Annotated in this window: 12 protein-coding genes; 5 read left to right on the top strand and 7 right to left on the bottom strand. The window is 45.6% G+C overall.

What is annotated here, in order from left to right:
- Nucleotides 1–11 precede the first annotated feature (11 nt).
- The 3 genes from LYNGBM3L_RS33530 to fabG all read right to left on the bottom strand — a co-directional run bounded on the left by LYNGBM3L_RS33530 (nt 12) and on the right by fabG (nt 3,671).
- Entirely contained in the window at nt 12–626 is a 615-nt protein-coding gene (locus LYNGBM3L_RS33530) for a hypothetical protein (RefSeq protein ID WP_008178215.1), read from the bottom strand.
- Between the two features lie 477 nt (nt 627–1,103).
- Complete coding sequence (gene groL, locus LYNGBM3L_RS01560; RefSeq protein WP_008178217.1) at nt 1,104–2,774, bottom strand: chaperonin GroEL; 1,671 nt, start codon at nt 2,772–2,774, stop codon at nt 1,104–1,106.
- Between the two features lie 120 nt (nt 2,775–2,894).
- Nucleotides 2,895–3,671, bottom strand: coding sequence for a 3-oxoacyl-[acyl-carrier-protein] reductase (gene fabG / locus LYNGBM3L_RS01565; RefSeq protein ID WP_008178219.1), 777 nt, complete (start codon nt 3,669–3,671; stop codon nt 2,895–2,897).
- Nucleotides 3,672–3,823: 152 nt separating this feature from the next.
- Here fabG and trxA point away from each other — a divergent pair, with 152 nt between their 5' ends.
- A complete protein-coding gene (trxA, locus tag LYNGBM3L_RS01570) occupies nt 3,824–4,141 on the top strand; it encodes a thioredoxin (RefSeq protein WP_008178221.1) in 318 nt (105 codons plus the stop codon).
- A gap of 186 nt (nt 4,142–4,327) precedes the next feature.
- On the opposite strand, the gene psb29 is transcribed toward trxA, so the two are convergent.
- The 4 genes from psb29 to hemF all read right to left on the bottom strand — a co-directional run bounded on the left by psb29 (nt 4,328) and on the right by hemF (nt 8,092).
- Nucleotides 4,328–5,101 carry a photosystem II biogenesis protein Psp29 gene (gene psb29 / locus LYNGBM3L_RS01575; protein WP_008178223.1) on the bottom strand — a complete coding sequence of 258 codons (774 nt, stop codon included), beginning with the start codon at nt 5,099–5,101 and terminating at the stop codon, nt 4,328–4,330.
- 441 nt (nt 5,102–5,542) lie between these two features.
- Nucleotides 5,543–5,911 (bottom strand): STAS domain-containing protein, encoded by a 369-nt coding sequence (locus tag LYNGBM3L_RS01580; RefSeq protein ID WP_008178225.1) that lies wholly within the window; start codon nt 5,909–5,911, stop codon nt 5,543–5,545.
- A gap of 866 nt (nt 5,912–6,777) precedes the next feature.
- Complete coding sequence (locus LYNGBM3L_RS01590; protein ID WP_044491924.1) at nt 6,778–7,017, bottom strand: hypothetical protein; 240 nt, start codon at nt 7,015–7,017, stop codon at nt 6,778–6,780.
- Nucleotides 7,018–7,057: 40 nt separating this feature from the next.
- Nucleotides 7,058–8,092, bottom strand: a complete 1,035-nt coding sequence (gene hemF, locus LYNGBM3L_RS01595) for an oxygen-dependent coproporphyrinogen oxidase (protein ID WP_008178228.1) — start codon at nt 8,090–8,092, stop codon at nt 7,058–7,060.
- A gap of 427 nt (nt 8,093–8,519) precedes the next feature.
- Here hemF and LYNGBM3L_RS01600 point away from each other — a divergent pair, with 427 nt between their 5' ends.
- From LYNGBM3L_RS01600 to LYNGBM3L_RS50080, 4 genes are all read left to right on the top strand, one after another.
- Nucleotides 8,520–9,002, top strand: a complete 483-nt coding sequence (locus LYNGBM3L_RS01600) for an SRPBCC family protein (RefSeq protein ID WP_008178230.1) — start codon at nt 8,520–8,522, stop codon at nt 9,000–9,002.
- A gap of 979 nt (nt 9,003–9,981) precedes the next feature.
- A complete protein-coding gene (locus LYNGBM3L_RS42620) occupies nt 9,982–10,119 on the top strand; it encodes a hypothetical protein (RefSeq protein WP_154659648.1) in 138 nt (45 codons plus the stop codon).
- A gap of 283 nt (nt 10,120–10,402) precedes the next feature.
- Nucleotides 10,403–15,796, top strand: coding sequence for an SDR family oxidoreductase (locus tag LYNGBM3L_RS01605; RefSeq protein ID WP_008178235.1), 5,394 nt, complete (start codon nt 10,403–10,405; stop codon nt 15,794–15,796).
- Between the two features lie 330 nt (nt 15,797–16,126).
- Nucleotides 16,127–16,246: an AraC family transcriptional regulator gene (locus LYNGBM3L_RS50080; RefSeq protein WP_143764184.1), complete on the top strand. Its 120-nt coding sequence runs from the start codon at nt 16,127–16,129 to the stop codon at nt 16,244–16,246.
- The last annotated feature ends 205 nt before the right edge of the window (nt 16,247–16,451 follow it).

The following is a 16,451-nucleotide window of genomic DNA, read 5'->3' on the forward strand; positions in this document are numbered from 1 at the left end:
ACGCTATACTCCTATTGAGGTTGCAAGGCAAGAACTATAGCCTGAGTCCAGTGTAACTTGATCGGTGTAAACCTACAGGGTAAGTAGAACGAACGGCTATTTCCAGTATTTGGTTCAAAGAAATTAAATAATAATTGGAGATTAAATTTGCCACCATTTTTAATCGCATTCTTCAAGTCTTTTACTGGAAACAACGCATTTTTAATATTTTCATCACTAAGCTTAAATTCGCAATTTTGACCAGGACGAATTTTCCCAACGTCTTGGCTTTTGGGAGCCTCTTCCATATCATCAGAATTTACCCAAATCATGGGTCGGGAATTATTTTCCAAGTCAGTGATCAGACTCTTGTCCCAGTCTATTTCAATATAAACAGGATTCTCGTTGGATTTATTTTTAACACTCAGTTTAAGATCCTTTAAGTCATCCAATTTATAGCTAGGATCGAAGCCAAAGTTGACTTCCATGAAATCCTTAAGATTGTTCTTTTCCAGTTCCTGATTGATAGCATCAGAGTCTACCTTAACCGTTATGAGTTGGTCTATTTCCTGGAAAGCTTTGTACAAAACGTAAGTAACGCCGATTATATAAATCGTCAGGATTAGCAAGTTTTGGTCGTTATCCATTTATTGTAAACCTCTGAAAAATAGTAGTTGAAGGTTTTATTCCTTAATGGGAAGAAGTAGAGTATAGCACTACGCATTAAAGTTAGGACATTGCTAAAAGCTGAAAACCTGTTGTAGTAAACTTTTGACTTCTGACTTGTGACTTCTGACGCTAAGCGTAGCGCTATATGGATAAGGATTGGTAAATTATACCCCATAAATGAGTTTACTCAATATTGATTCACCCCATTACTAATCACCAACAGGACTTACGCGGTTAAGTTGATTTCGCCCCCCTAGCCCCCCAATTCTGGGGGGTAATGATGTCAAAGTCCCCCAAGCGAGGGATTGCTCGCTTGGGGGACCCACGGGGGCAAATGCGTAAGTCCTAACCAATCAAAAAGCAGCCTGTCCTCAGGGACAAGCCGCTTTAAGGCTTTATGCTAGCAAAGCAAGAGACTAGCTAATGGCACTAGCTAATGGCACTAGATCATGACACTACATCATGCCCATGCCGCCCATGCCGCCCATGCCACCCATGCCGCCCATGCCGCCCATGCCGCCCATGTCGGGAGCAGGAGCAGCAGATTTAGGTTCAGGTTTCTCTACCACCAGGGCTTCTGTGGTCAAGACCATACCAGCGATAGACGCAGCATTCTGTAGGGATGAGCGTACTACCTTAGCAGGGTCAATAATACCTGCAACAATCAAGTCTTCAATTGTGTCAGTAGCAGCATTATAGCCAACGTTACCAGTACTCTCCCGTACTTTCTCTACAATGACGGAACCTTCAACACCAGCATTATCCGCCATCTGAGCCAGGGGAGCTTCTAATGACTTGGCTACAATCCTTCCACCAACTTTCTCTTCTTCCTCTAGGTCGTTTGTCAGTGCAGGAATTTTTTCTATTAAGCGAATCAAGGTTGTACCACCACCAGGAACAATCCCTTCATCTACCGCAGCTTTAGTAGCGTTGAGGGCATCTTCAATCCGCAGCTTGCGGTCTTTGAGTTCTGTTTCAGTAGCCGCACCAACCTTAATGACTGCTACACCACCGGCCAGTTTAGCAATCCGTTCTTGCAGTTTCTCCTTATCGTATTCAGAGTCAGTTTCTGCTAGCTGGCGGCGGATTTGCTCAACTCGCTTTTCTACATCTGCCTTAGTTTGACCACCAGCTACTATGGTAGTAGTGTCTTTGTCAATGCTAACTTTGGTAGCATTTCCCAGCATATCTAGGGAGACAGTATCCAGGCTCAAACCAACGTCTTCGGATATTACCTGACCACCGGTCAAAACTGCAATATCCTGTAACATTTGCTTGCGGCGATCGCCAAATCCCGGTGCCTTGACCGCAGCGGCATTCAACACACCCCTGGCCTTATTCACCACCAGAGTTGCCAAGGCTTCTCCATCTAGATCTTCGGAAATAATCAGCAAGGGTTTGCTGTCACGAGCCACTTTTTCCAGAATCGGTACCAAATCCTGGATAACACTAATCTTTTTATCGGTAATCAGGATGTAGGGGTTTTCAAATTCCACTGTCATCCGTTCGTTATCGGTCACGAAGTAAGGGGAAATATAACCGCGATCGATCTGCATCCCTTCCACTACCTCTAATTCGGTGGAGAGGGATTTGGATTCTTCAACGGTGATCACACCATCTTTGGTGACCTTTTCCATGGCTTGGGCAATCATGTCACCCACTTCTTGATCGTTACCAGCGGAGACTGTAGCAACTTGAGCGATCCCAGTTCCCTGAACCGGCTGTGCCATGGCCTCAATCTCTTTGACCAGCTCGGCAACAGTTTTCTCGATTCCTCGGCGCACAGCTACAGGATTTGCCCCAGCTGCCACATTCTTAAGACCTTCCCGAATCATGGCCTGAGCCAGAATGGTAGCTGTGGTAGTGCCATCCCCAGCAACGTCTTTAGTCTTGGATGCGACTTCTTGAATCAGTCTAGCGCCAGTATTTTCTAATGGGTCTTCCAGTTCAATATCTTTGGCAACGGTAATACCATCATTGACAATCTGGGGTGCCCCATACTGTTTTTCCAGAAGCACATTACGACCTTTTGGACCAAGGGTAATACGTACAGCATCAGCTAAGGCATTGACCCCCCGCTCCAATGAGCGTCTGGATTCTTCGTCAAACGAAACGATTTTTGCCATTGGTTATTTGAACTTGCTTTGTGTCTCCATTAGCAAATTTAGCACTCTTACACGAAGAGTGCTAATTCGTCTGACAATTTTCAACTTTCCGGAAGTTGAAACACAGACCTGCCGGGGGGTTCAAGCCATAACCATACCACCATCGACATTAAACACTTGTCCAGTGATATAGGCAGCAGCTAGATCAGCTGCCAAAAACCTCACCATCCCAGCTACTTCTTCTGGCTTACCGTAACGACCTAGAGGAATCTGCTCGATAATGGCTTCTGACTTAAGGTCACTGGTCATATCAGTGTCAATAAAACCGGGAGCTACGGCATTGACTGTAATGCCACGACTAGCAAACTCTTTGGCAACGGTTTTGGTCAAGGCAATCACACCAGCCTTGGCAGCACTGTAATTGGCTTGACCAGAGTTTCCCATCTGTCCTGACACTGAAGCAATATTGATAATCCGACCAGACTTTTGCTTTAGCATCAGTTTGCTCACTGCTTTGATACATAAAAATACTCCAGTCAGGTTCAGATCAATTACTGCCTGCCAATCTGAGGGTTTCATGCGCAATAACAAGTTGTCGCGGGTAATCCCAGCATTATTCACTAGCACGTCTATACGACCAAACTTTTCGAGAGTCCCTTTAACTAGGGCATCGACTTGTTCAGCTTGAGACACATCAGCCTGAAGTGCTAAGGCTTCACCCCCAGCATCAATGATAGCCCCTACGACCTGATCAGCTGCATTACTGGAACTGGCGTAGTTGACTACAACCTTTGCCCCTGACCCAGCTAAGGCCAGGGCCACAGCTCGACCAATTCCTCGCGAGGCACCGGTCACGATGGCAATGCGATCGCTTAATTGTTGCGAAGATGGTTGCCCAGATGTCTGTAATGTTTCCATAAACCTTGAATTGTTTTCTATCCTGCCTGATCTTGTGCTGTGGGCAGGACAGGTTTCCTCCAAAGTTAACTTTACCGGAATCTTTAGCTTAGTCCAGCTCCAATCATTTTGGACTAGAATCGAGCAGAAGGACTAGGAAAGGTTTCTTGCTCATGGCCGTTAAAAAGCAGTTCAAAACGTTCCAAGAATTATTATCTGGCTCAGATGTGCCGGTGTTGGTAGATTTCTATGCCACTTGGTGTGGGCCATGTCAGATGATGGCTCCTATCCTAGAACAGGTCAATGCTGAGCTGAAAGATCGTTTGAAAGTTGTAAAAATTGATACAGAAAAATACCCCCAGCTAGCTTCCCAGTATCAGATTGAGGCGTTACCAACCTTGGTACTGTTTAAAAACGGTCAGCCTCAACAACGGATAGAGGGGCTCAGACCAGCGGAAGACCTGATTCAACAATTACAAGCTTTGATTTAAGATCATTTGGGGTGAAATTGTCCTTGATACCCAGACTGAGATGATCAGCTGATCGCTGATCGCTGATCGCTGATCGCTTACCGACCTTGCCCTTTGACCTTTTTTACCAGGGTTATGGAATTAGCCCCCGTGATTTATCTGGGATTTATCCGGGGGATATCAGTCTGTTAGATCAAAAAAACCTAGCTAGGAAGATGGGGCTTCATCCTCAGAAGAATCCGAAGAGGAATCTGATTCTTCTGGGGCAGATGGGGTGGAATCGCTGCTAGGTGTCGCTGATTTTTCTTCTTTCTCTTTAGCACGCTCCTCCCGCTTTTTGCGATCAGCTTGAATGGCATCTTCTATCACTACCCGAGCCTGTGCCATTTTTTCCAGGTTGCTGCGGTACAACTCCAAGTCTTTTTGTAGCTTTTCCGAAGGAAGGTTTAATCCACTGCTAATGTTGTTAATTACTTCTTCGAGCTGCTTTTGGTCTTGAGCTAACTCCGAGTCCGTCTGCTCTAGTAGTGAAAATAAACCAATGGCAAACAATCTGCTGTACTTAAACTGAGAATTTTGTGCGATCGCAGCTATAGTGGTTGCCAAATCCCCACTCCCATTTTCAGAGGTTGGGGAACTTAACCAGGAGATCAAATCTTGCCCAGACATAGAATCTACGCTGGTTTTGAGCCGTTGGGCATCTTCCTGGTACTGCTGAGCTTCACCTCCGACTGCTTGACACAGAGCATTAAAAATTGATTCTTTATCATTTTCCGGTTGATAGCTCTGCATAAACCGGTCAAAGCATGTCACCACACCTAAGCCATAGATGGGGTCGTAGTTAAAATCCACATTAACCGACAGCAAATGCATCTCTACCATCAACTCTTCTACTACACGTCGGTAAATAGAGTTAATGGGACGAGTGTGATAGGTGTAGAAATCCCGTTTAGTATCCGAGACTGTGCGAACAGTATTCACAAGGCAGATCAGAATTGAAGCTTTATATTATTTTTATTATCTCCCATGAAGCACCTACCACCAAATCCAAGATGATGGTGGGGGTTTCCAGTTTCATCCGCTGATGCCAGATTGGTCTTAATCAACGTCCGGAGGTTTTGCTCTGTCGCACTTACTCCCGCAGTAGGATTTCAATGCTTTGTTCCCCTACTACCCTGGCCGCAACCCGCCTCCCGCAGGTCCTTTGATTTATTGGACTTCAACTTGCTGTGGACTTATTTTTACAAAGCTCAGCCAAGTTATTTTCCCGAGCTGCCGCTAGTAGCATTCAAGCCCTTTTCGTCGGTCGGGTCAATCAGCACCTTTGCTATTTTAACACGCTCTGATCACACATCTGTGCTAAAAGATTGACCGAAGCCAAACCAAGCTTAATCTCAAACCTAATGGGTCGCAGATGTCTATTCAGGTGACGATACTACTGGATAAACCATCTAAGGCTTCTTCCTCCGTTTCAAAAATTTCAAACACCGTGTCCATCATAGTGACTTCAAACACCAGCTTGGCGTCTGGATGAACAGAACAAATGCGAAAGCTGCCCTTAATTTTGTCAGCATCTCGCATGCCAGCCACTAAGGATGTCAAACCCGAACTATCAATAAAGTCAACCTGACTCAGATTAACCACTACATGCCTGCGCAGTTGGGAAATACACTCTTGCAATTTCAGACGAAAAGGCCAAGCTGTAGTGATGTCCAAGCGTCCAATCGGTTTCAAAACAATCACATTTGTACCATCTTCAGTAGTATGAGTTTTCTGATCGATATGAACCATCAGCACCTCCTACAAAAAAGCTCATCAAAGTTACTTATCATTCAGCAAAACTATAATAATAACCATCCTGGCCATGGACACATTGAATGTAGTGATGTAATTACACATGGTTTTGTGTTTACTCCCGTTGAGGCTAAAGTGTGCCTCCCTCGGCTATCAAGGCTTGTGCATGCTCCTTGTCGCAGCTACCGCTGATTGAAACCTTCCCAAATCTACTTATAAAGATTTGAGAGTGCGTCCCAAACGATTAGGACTATTGCCACCTGTAGTCCCTGACTGCTTCCCACCCGACTGGAAAAGCTCTGAAATTATTGTTAATTCATAGACCCTGACTAACAAAATTAAGCGGGGAAGACTTTTCTTAAAGCAAGCCCTCTGTGATTGGGATCATGGAGGTTCTCACTGCAAGCTAGTTTAGCTTACAGTGATTGGTGAAATGTCAGGGAGCGTATCCAAATTTTTGCACAAATCTGGTCATAAGACCTGAAGATTAAGGGAATAATGGGGATGAATCCTGGATTTCTATTCTATGTTCCCCCAGCTATCAGCTATCAGCTATCAGCTATCAGCTATCAGCTATCAGCTATCAGCTATCAGCTATCAGCTATCAGCTATCAGCTATCAGCTATCAGCTATCAGCTTATGTGCTACGCACACGCGATCGCGTTCAGCTATCAGCTATCAGTCATTGGCCGTAGGCCACGCTAATTGAGGTGCTATCACCTTTTGAATCAAACCGGTAAGCATTGGTTTAATCTCTATTACGTCAGCTGAATGCTGATATCTGACTGCTGATAGCTGATAGCTGATAGTAAAACGACCAGGGAATTTCAACCAGCCCTACCAGCACCCCCGATGCTTATTTACTACCTACCGTTGATTAGCTGACGGCTGATAGCTGACTGCTGATACCTGACTGCTGATACCTGACTGCTGATACCTGACTGCTGTTCGCGTTCGCGGAGCGTGGCCAAAGGCCAAGCGTGCCCGTAGCGCATAAGCTGACGGCTGATAGCTGACTGCTGATACCTGACTGCTGATACCTGACTGCTGATACCTGACTGCTGATACCTGACTGCTGATAACTTACGACTGATAGCTGACATCGAACCATCCTAGTATTGCCATAAGTGATATGACAACAATTTAAGCTGTCCAGTTCGCCCAGTCTTGAGGCTTGAGAAATGTCTCATAGAGTTCAGATTCTGGTGTATTCGGTTCAGGTTGGTAACCGTATTCCCAACGCACTAAGGGGGGTAAGGACATCAGGATGGATTCAGTACGCCCGTTAGTTTGCAGACCAAAAATTGTGCCTCGGTCATACACCAGGTTAAATTCTACATATCGACCCCGACGATAGAGTTGGAAGTTACGTTCTCTGTCTCCATAGTCCATATCGCGACGGCGCTCTACAATGGGTAGATAAGCTGGTAAAAATGCCTCAGAGCAGGTTGTGACAAATGCAAATAAATCTTCCCAACTGCGAGGCTCTAAATCCCCAAGCTTTTCACTGTAAGCTGCTGCGGGACCATCTTGATGGGGACCACGATACAGTTTACCCGTGCCATCTTGATAGTCAAAAAATAAGCCTCCAACACCCCGCATTTCTTGACGGTGTTTCAGATAAAAATACTCATCGCACCAAGACTTGAACACTGGGTAATACTCAGGGTGATGAGCATCACAGGCTTCTTTCAATTGGCGGTGCAAATGGGCAGCATCTTCAGCAAAGGGATAGTAAGGGGTCAAATCGATTCCCCCACCAAACCACCAGACTGGTCCTGCCTCAAAGTAGCGATAATTCAGGTGAACCGTGGGGACATAGGGATTACGAGGATGCAATACTAGGGAGGTACCAGTAGCGAAAAAACCATGTCCAGCTGCCTCGGGGCGCTGTTTCAAAATTGAAGGTGGCAGCTGTTTGCCCCAAACTTCCGAAAAGTTAACCCCACCCTGTTCCAATACTGAACCATCGCGTATCACACGGGAACGACCACCACCCCCTTCGTCTCTGTCCCATTTATCTTCTCTGAAGGTGCCAATTCCGTCTACTTTTACTAGAGCATCACAAATCGTATCTTGCAGCTGTTGCATCAACTGCTTGACTCTCTCCCTAGAGTCGGCAGGAGGTAAAGAAGTGGTATTAGTGGTAGTTGTTGTGTCCGTCTGAAAAGCTGTCATAAACAATCCTAGTGAGTTTGGAAACCTTAGGTGCGCTTGACCCATTAAGAATTAAATTCGCCACGGGTCGCACCTCTGGTTCTTTAGGCTGGGGAGGAAAAACGAGCCGGGGTCTTTACTCCCCGTCCCCCGAATGGGGGTGGGAAGATGTGCAGTTCCTACCCATTCCTGGTTGAGCGCCTAGAAGCGCCTATGCAAACAAAACCTTAAGTTTGCCTTGCCAATGTTATTGGTTGGTAATTATTGGTTGGTAGTTATTGGTTGGTAGTTATTCGTTGCTACCATCCGCTCCCCTCAGGGTAAGCCCTGGGGGTCGGCATAACTTCCAGGCAGTTGAGATCATATCCTAAATAGAGAGGGATTTTTCAACCAAAGCCATTTGGGGAAGATCATAAATCTGCCTGAGCATAGCTGCGGGAGGCGTGTAGTGATTCTTAATTTTTCTTTCAAGTTAATTGCTGGTCACGAGGGGATTTGGTGTAAGTTTTCCCTCTTCAAGACCTATCGCGCCCTGAGTACTGCCCCAGTGGAAGTGCTCTGGCAAAAATTGATCAACTTAGCAGATGTGTCTTGGAATCCCCTGCTGTCAAGTACCAATGCTCCGAAAGGTTTAATGGCTAAACCTGGTTTAATTTATCAGGTAGTCACTCGCTTGATCCCAATTCCGGTCCGAATTTTTGTAGAGCGTGTCTTACCCGGTGAGCTACTCAGTATACGATTTCTGGCAATCCCTGGGGTTGAAAATCGGGTCACTTACCAGGTAGAGTCCACCCTTTGTGGTACCTATATTTCCTACTCAGTTACCCTAAAGGGCTGGTTATCACCCTTAATCTGGTGGATGATTCGCCCCTACGTGGCGCGGGTGGTATTTGAATTAGCCCAGGCGGCGGAGCAGGTCGGAGCAATCTAAACCTATAGCCCTTGACCGTTGGGAGAGGTAGACACCAACAATCCACCAGTGCCAAAGCTGGTCTACCCTCCTTACAAGGGTAGGTTTTTAAACATTGGGGCGACTAAGTACTCTCATTGCGTATAAATTAATAAAAATATGTATCAAAATACACAATTATTTCCGGGATAATTCTCCCCATTTCCCGCTTTTCCCGATTCCCTCGGTGCGCTTACAGTCGTCGAATTAAATTCGCCACGGGTCGCACCGCTCCCGATTCCCTCGGTGCGCTTACAGTCGTCGAATTAAATTCGCCACGGGTCGCACCGCTCCCGATTCCCTCGGTGCGCTTACAGTCGTCGAATTAAATTCGCCACGGGTCGCACCGCTCCCGACCCAAATGTAAAAAACCTACCCCTGTGAGGTTCCCCCTACTCGCGCTTTGCATCAAGACAGGGACAAGAGTTTCAGGTTTTTTGTCCTGATTTAATAAAAGGTCGTAATAGTACCACTTTAATAGAAGTTTATTGATCACTGACACACCTATCCGGACTTAATCGATAAATCTTGAAAATGTTAAAGTACGAGGCTCCTAGCAGAGCCTAACTTTAGGATAGGCTGTAGCAAAATGAGTAACGTTTTTCAGTATACCTGTGGTTATCTTTCGGATATTGATCATGTGATTCAACCTCAGGCTAAGAGCTATCAAAAAAGTGCCCTTACCACCCTTGACCTTGGGCTGCTCACTGAGACCAAACTGAGCCTACCAATAGGACTTACGCAGAAACCCCTTTTATTAAAGTAATTACAGCGATTTCAGCCTTTTAATTATAGCAGTTTTAATTCCTTGAAGTACTTTGCTTATCCTTTTAATGCAGAGGGCAGAAGGCATTTGGCAGCAATATAGCGCTACGCTTAGCGTCAGAAGTCAGAAGTCAGAAGTCATAAGTAAGCGATTACTTACGTTTCGGAGTTTAGGAGCGATGCAGAGGTGCGACCCGTGGCGAATTTCATTCTTAATGCGGAAAACGCACCATTACGGTCTTGGGAAGGCAGCGCGGTCTTGGGGGTCTCCCCCATGAGCGACTGCCGTGGTTTCCCCCATGAGCGACTGCATCAAGACAATGTCCTAATCTGAATGCGTAGTGCTATACAAGAATGTCTGAAAGGCAATCAGCGCCAATAAATACTGTACCTCATATATTTTATAAAGGCTATATTTTTAAACTTTTTAATGGCATTAATTTTAAATATAATTAGATAATTATGATTCTTAATTAATCCCATTTATCTACCATAATTTTCAAATTTTAATCACCATTTTTATTTTTTTAAATTAATTTAAATTAATATATTTAAATACATTATTAATCCGGAATTAAACCCATCGTCAAAAAAAAACTCAATAAAAGTATCGAAAAATGCAGCCATATATTACCAATTATATAGGACAAGATACCGATAACATTATAGAAAAGCCAATCCAAGACTATCTGCCACAACTATTGACCAAAATCGAATCGGCTTTGTTAGCAAATCCGTTAGTTGACGACTGTGTTGTCCTGGAGAGGAAAATTACAGAAGAAAAGAAAAAAATAGCCCTCAGAGACAATTGTAGTTTTTTGCCTATTATTGCCTATGTAGTCTCAGCTGGATCACCTTCATCAGAACAACTGCGATCGCTCCTGCAAGGGGTCGTGTCAGACACCATCTCAGACACTCTGCTATCTAGTGGTGAACCAAAATTTGGTGAACCAAAAGTCCCCCTAATTATTGTTCCGGTAACTACCTTGCCCCTAACTCCCACAGGTGAGATAGATCAACAAGCACTAGCTTCTGTAGAAATAATTGATACCGACTTAGTGCAGCAATGGGAAGAGCAGCTACAGTCATATAGTTATGGAGGGGCAGAAATCAAGGAAGTCGCCGTAGTTCTACAAGACTACACCCAGCCCGACACACCCCTACATCTATTAGACCTACTTCCAGCCTCCACCGAAACTAGTCCAAAGCCAGAATTATCAAAAGCCAAACCCCTACCGAGGGATTACTCCAAGGCATCTTCCGACGATTGCGTTCCCGTAGCAGCTCGTACCGAGCATCCCGTAGCGGCTCAGGGGGAGCATCGCTCAAATTCCACCCCATCAAAACCCGCCATCAGTCATGGTGAAGCGCTACAGTTACCAACAGATATCTCAACTCTCTCCCAAGCGCTACTAAAAACTGCAAGGGTTGCGCCGGAGCAAGGGATTATCTATCTCGACTCTGATAGTCAGGGAAATACTCACCAAAACTATCAATCTTACCCAGCTCTCCTCAAAGAAGCACAGCGGATTCTTGGTGGCTTAAGAAAACTAAATCTAAAGCCTCAAGACAAAGTAATCTTCCAATTTGACCAAAATCAAGACTTCATTCCAACCTTCTGGGCTTGTATTTTGGGCGGTTTTGTCCCAGTCCCGATTGCGATCGCACCGACCTATGAGTCATCTAACAGTACCGTCAATAAGCTGTGCAATGCCTGGAAAATGCTAGAGCAACCGGTCATCCTAACCAGTGATACCCTTGCTCCAGCAATCCGTGCTTTATGCTTTCGCGTAGCGGCTCCTACCGAGCATCCCTTGCCCAAAAAAGAAATTTTAATTGAAACCGTAGACAACTTCCGCTCATCTGAGCCTGACCTAAATTACTATCACAGCCAACCGGATGATTTAGCAATATTGTTACTGACCTCTGGAAGTACAGGAATGCCTAAAGGCGTCAGGTTGACCCATGCCAATTTAATTAATAATGTCGCCGCCAGTGCCCAGAGGAATAATCTGACCCAGGATGATATCTCCTTGAACTGGCTTAATTTAGACCATGTTGGCTCTCTGGTACGCTGTTGTATTCGGGATGTCTATGTCGGTAACCTGCAAATCCATGCTCCCGCTAAAGCTTTCTTGGAAAATCCCCTCAATTGGTTGGATTGGATTGAAAACTATCGGGTTACCTTGGCCTGGGCTCCTAATTTTGCCCTAGGTTTGATAAATCAGAAAATAAATCAGAAATCCGTTGCGAACAGCCACCGGAAATGGGATTTATCTTCCCTCAAATCTGTATTAAGTGTGGCTGAGCCGATTGTACCTCAAACTGCAAAGCGATTCTTGCAGTTGCTTTCTCCCCATGGGTTATCCGTCAATGTCATGCATTCAGCTTGGGGAATGTCTGAAACCTGTGCTGCTGTGGTATTTTCCCATCGGTACTTGTTGAATTTACCGTCGGATAACCAGTCTGTTAACCACTCTGTTGTAGAAGTTGGCAGACCTGTGCCTGGCTTTTCTGTGCGGATTGTGGATGCACTCGGACAAATAGTTGAAGAAGATACAGTGGGTCAGGTACAGATTTCTGGTCCGATGGTGAGTGATGGTTATTACCAGAATCCTGAGCTAAATCGAGAAGCCTTTACACCGGATGGATGGTTAAAAACGGGAGATAATGGTGTACTGCGTGACGGACGTCTCACGATTACCGGTCGAGAAAAAGATGTCATTATTATTAATGGTCTCAATCACTATAGTTATGAAATCGAAGCAGTGGTTGAGCAGGTAGAGGGGGTGATTCCCTCTTACACAGCAGCTTGCGGAATTCGACAACCAAGTAAAGATACTGACCAATTGGTCATTTTATTCCATACTGATTGGTCTGAGGATGACCAGTTAACCCCATTACTCCAGGACATCTCCACTGAGGTGGTTAGCAAACTAGGGGTGAGTCCGAGTTATCTTATTCCTCTACCAAAAGAGGCAATCCCCAAGAGTTCGATTGGGAAAATTTTGCGATCGCAACTCAAGGAGCAGTTTAAGGCTGGTGAATTTGACCCGATTCTCAAACAAGTTGATTGTCTTCTGGGTAATGAGAATACCCTTCCAGACTGGTTTTATCGTAAAGTTTGGCATCGAAAAGAAGCAGTAACCTTAGGTAGGACACCTACAAATGGTCGAACTCTGATATTTCTAGACTCCTTGGGATTAGGAGAAGTATTGTGCTCCAAGCTAGGTAAAGACCAATGTGTAGCAGTGGAACCCGGAGCCCCCGGAGCCGATTTTTTGCGACTTACAGGTGCCAAACTTACAGATGCCCAACTTACAGGCAACCGCTATTCTATTGACCCCACCAATCCTGATCACTATCAGCAATTACTGAAGTCGTTGGTGGAAACCGACCAACCCATCCCACAGATTCTCCATTTGTGGACCTATGACGAGTATCGGGGAGAAATTGAGTCATCCGAAGCACTAGAACAAGCTCAGAATCAGGGGACTTACAGTCTACTATTTTTAATTCAGGCTTTGGATGGTTTGAAGTCACAGTTGAATTCACCCTTGAGAATTCTCAATTCAGAAGTCCAGTTGACTGTGGTTTCTAGCTATACACAGCCTACCTCGCCCCAGGATGACATTGCCTATGAGAAAAGTCCGATTCTGGGTCTGATCAAAACCTGTCCGAGAGAACTGCCTTGGCTGAACTGTCGCCATATCGATATACCTGTGGATGACCACCACATTAATGGGTTTCATATCCTGCGGGAAATGGCTGTATGTCAGAAAGAGCGAGAAGTAGCATACCGCAATCGCAACCGTTTGGTGCCCTTACTCGAAAAAGCTGACCTACCCCAACTCGAAAAACAGGAATTGCCCTTTAAGCAAAAGGGAATGTATTTGATTAGTGGGGGTTTGGGAGGGATTGGAGTAGAAATTGCTAAATTTCTCCTAAACCACTATCAAGCTCCTCTGCTTTTAGTTGGTCGAACCCCCTTACCAGAGCCGAGTACCAAAGGAAACCATTTAAAGGATGGAAATGGGTTCGCACCTGCCGTCAGAGCCTATCAAAACCTAGAGCAACTGGCCGAGCAACTGGGAGGAGAGATACGCTACGAGGCCGTGGATATTTGTGATTTAGCTCAGTTGCAACAGGTGGTTGAACGAGCCCAGTCTGACTGGCAAGCAAACCTTCAAGGGGTCATTCATTTGGCTGGAATTGCCCCAGAACATTTTTTAGTAGAGGAAACCCGCAACAGTTTTGCTGCTACACTTCGTCCCAAGCTTTTAGGGTCGTGGGTACTGCATCAACTAATTAAAGATAAGCCAGACAGTGTTTTTATCAGCCTTTCTTCCGTGCTAGCCTTCTTTGGGGGAGCGACAATTGGTGCTTATGCTGCCGCTAATAATTTTCTAGAGTGCTTCTGCTACTACCAGCGGCACAAGACCTTGGTGCGCAGCTACTGCTATGGCTCAAGCACATGGGTTGAGACCACCCTCAATCGGAGTAAACAGATTAGGGAGTCCCGTCGTGCCTTAGGTCAGTACGGAATTTTCAACCAACAGGGAATCAATTCTATTCTCGCTGGGCTGCACCACGACCAACACTCCCTGATTTTGGGTTTGGATGGCAGCAATCCCTATGTTAGACGATACACCCAACAGCCACCATACCATCGGCAGCGGGTATCGGTATATTTCACGGCGGTTACAGAACTATCTGTTGCTCAGTTGCAGAGGTTAGAGGCATTCGTTCCCTTTGGAACCTCTATCACCCCTAAGTTTAAGCAACTCCAAGCTATGCCCCTAACTCCCGCAGGTGAAATCGACCGAGAGCAGTTGATTTCACCAAGCAAAGACACTGAAAACGTCTTGCCAGTAACTGATATAGAGCGTCAACTGGCTAGCATTTGGCAGAAGGTGTTGGGAGTTTCCCAGATTGGCATCGATGACAACTTCTTCGGGTTAGGAGGAAATTCCCTCCTAGCTGTGCAGCTATCTGGTGAGATTGAGAAGACCTTCGGCAAACAACTGCCCCTAGCTGCTCTATTCCAAGCACCAACCATCAAGCAACTCGCTCACCTTCTGTGCCAGTCAGAATGGTCATCCTCTTGGTTTTCCCTAGTGCCCATTCAACCTAGTGGTTCCAAGCCAGTTCTGTTTGCGATTCACATCCTTGGGGAAGGGTTGATATACTACCGCGATTTGGTACGTTATCTTGGTTGGGACTATCCAGTTTATGGACTAAGTTATGGACTAGCAGCGGCTACTAACGCCAACAACATCAATACCAAACCGGGTATAGGTAATGGACTCAAGGAGTTAGCCGCTCACTACATTGAAGAAATGCGAAGGTTTCAACCCGAAGGGCCTTATTTTCTACAAGGGGTATCCCTCGGAGGTCAAATCGCCTTTGAAATGGCTAAGCAGCTTGATGCTCAAGGTCAGACTGTAGCAATTGTTGCCTTGTTTGATAGCTATGCTATTGGTTATCAGTGGAAGCCCTACGAAAATACCACTGTCTTACAACGGTACACTTTATTTTGGATACAAAAACTACAAACTTATTGGAATAACCTTTGGAGACTTGAACCTGACAAAAGGCGAGCTTACTTGTCTGAGAGAATCAGAGCGTTTGTCAGACATTATAAATCTGGAGCATACAAACGGCAATTCCAGTGGTTTGCTAAAAAGTCTAACTTATCTACCGAACCTGGTTTAGCAAACCCTAATTTGGTTGATGCCATCTCAGATATCCAAAATGTTAACTACGAGACTCAAGCATCTGAGCTGTCATCAGTCTACCCAGGGAAAATAACTCTCTTTCGAGCTAAACAGCAACCTCCAGGACATTACCATGATCCTCTTAATGGTTGGGATGGTATGGCAGCTTCTGGCATTGAAGTTCACCATATTCCTGGTGATCATATCTCAATGATGCTAGAACCCAATGTCCGGGTTTTGGCTGAAAAATTGAAAGCTTGTTTAGCTGTCCGGCAAAATTCATCCCACACCTAATGCGTAGCATTAGGTGTGGGATGAATTTTGCACAGGGTATTATAAAATTGCTATAATATATGTACTGATAAACAAAGCCGTTCGCGTAGCGTGGCCTACGGCCTTAAATGCTGGGCAAGTCAGCCACTTACGTGCCTAAAAAATAGAACTTATTGTATTGTTCCGGTGGGTCGGGGCATCCCGTGTCGTTAATAAAGTAACCCGTGTATCCGAACGCGCCCCGCGTCGGCGAAAGCCGATAGTGATGGCTGGAGTTGGTAAGAAGCCCACACTGTAATCTTCGATGAGCGTGTGGGAGTATGTCACATAAGGTTTAAGAAACTATGAAGGATGAACTATGAAAAGGGAGTCGGGAGTCGGGAGTCGGGAGTCGGGAGTCGGGAGTCGGGAATCGGCAATCGGCAATCGGCAATCGGCAATCGGCAATCGGCAATCGGCAATCGGGAATAGAGCAGCAGTTGCTAGTGGTGCTTTAGGGACGGGCTCGCCCTCATTTCATCGGTAGCCAGTGTTGGTACAGTAACGGGCAAGATGCCCGTTACACCCACCGAGCCAAACAGCTTTTAGGATATGCACCTATAGTGTTTTTCATACCTATGAGCTACACAGGATGTTTTCCTACTCCCGACTCCCTCGGTCGCGCTTTCCGTAGGCG

It is taken from the genome of Moorena producens 3L (genome assembly GCF_000211815.1).
Taxonomy (GTDB): Bacteria; Cyanobacteriota; Cyanobacteriia; order Cyanobacteriales; family Coleofasciculaceae; genus Moorena; species Moorena producens.

Bases quoted from the DNA above. Each gene is read 5' to 3' on its own strand.
- hemF (WP_008178228.1), bottom strand. From the start codon at position 8,092: ATGACAGCTTTTCAGACGGACACAACAACTACCACTAATACCACTTCT.
- LYNGBM3L_RS01580 (WP_008178225.1), bottom strand. From the start codon at position 5,911: ATGGTTCATATCGATCAGAAAACTCATACTACTGAAGATGGTACAAAT.
- groL (WP_008178217.1), bottom strand. From the start codon at position 2,774: ATGGCAAAAATCGTTTCGTTTGACGAAGAATCCAGACGCTCATTGGAG.
- trxA (WP_008178221.1), top strand. From the start codon at position 3,824: ATGGCCGTTAAAAAGCAGTTCAAAACGTTCCAAGAATTATTATCTGGC.
- LYNGBM3L_RS50080 (WP_143764184.1), top strand. From the start codon at position 16,127: ATGAACTATGAAAAGGGAGTCGGGAGTCGGGAGTCGGGAGTCGGGAGT.
- LYNGBM3L_RS33530 (WP_008178215.1), bottom strand. From the start codon at position 626: ATGGATAACGACCAAAACTTGCTAATCCTGACGATTTATATAATCGGC.
- LYNGBM3L_RS01605 (WP_008178235.1), top strand. From the start codon at position 10,403: ATGCAGCCATATATTACCAATTATATAGGACAAGATACCGATAACATT.
- fabG (WP_008178219.1), bottom strand. From the start codon at position 3,671: ATGGAAACATTACAGACATCTGGGCAACCATCTTCGCAACAATTAAGC.
- LYNGBM3L_RS01590 (WP_044491924.1), bottom strand. From the start codon at position 7,017: ATGTCAGCTATCAGTCGTAAGTTATCAGCAGTCAGGTATCAGCAGTCA.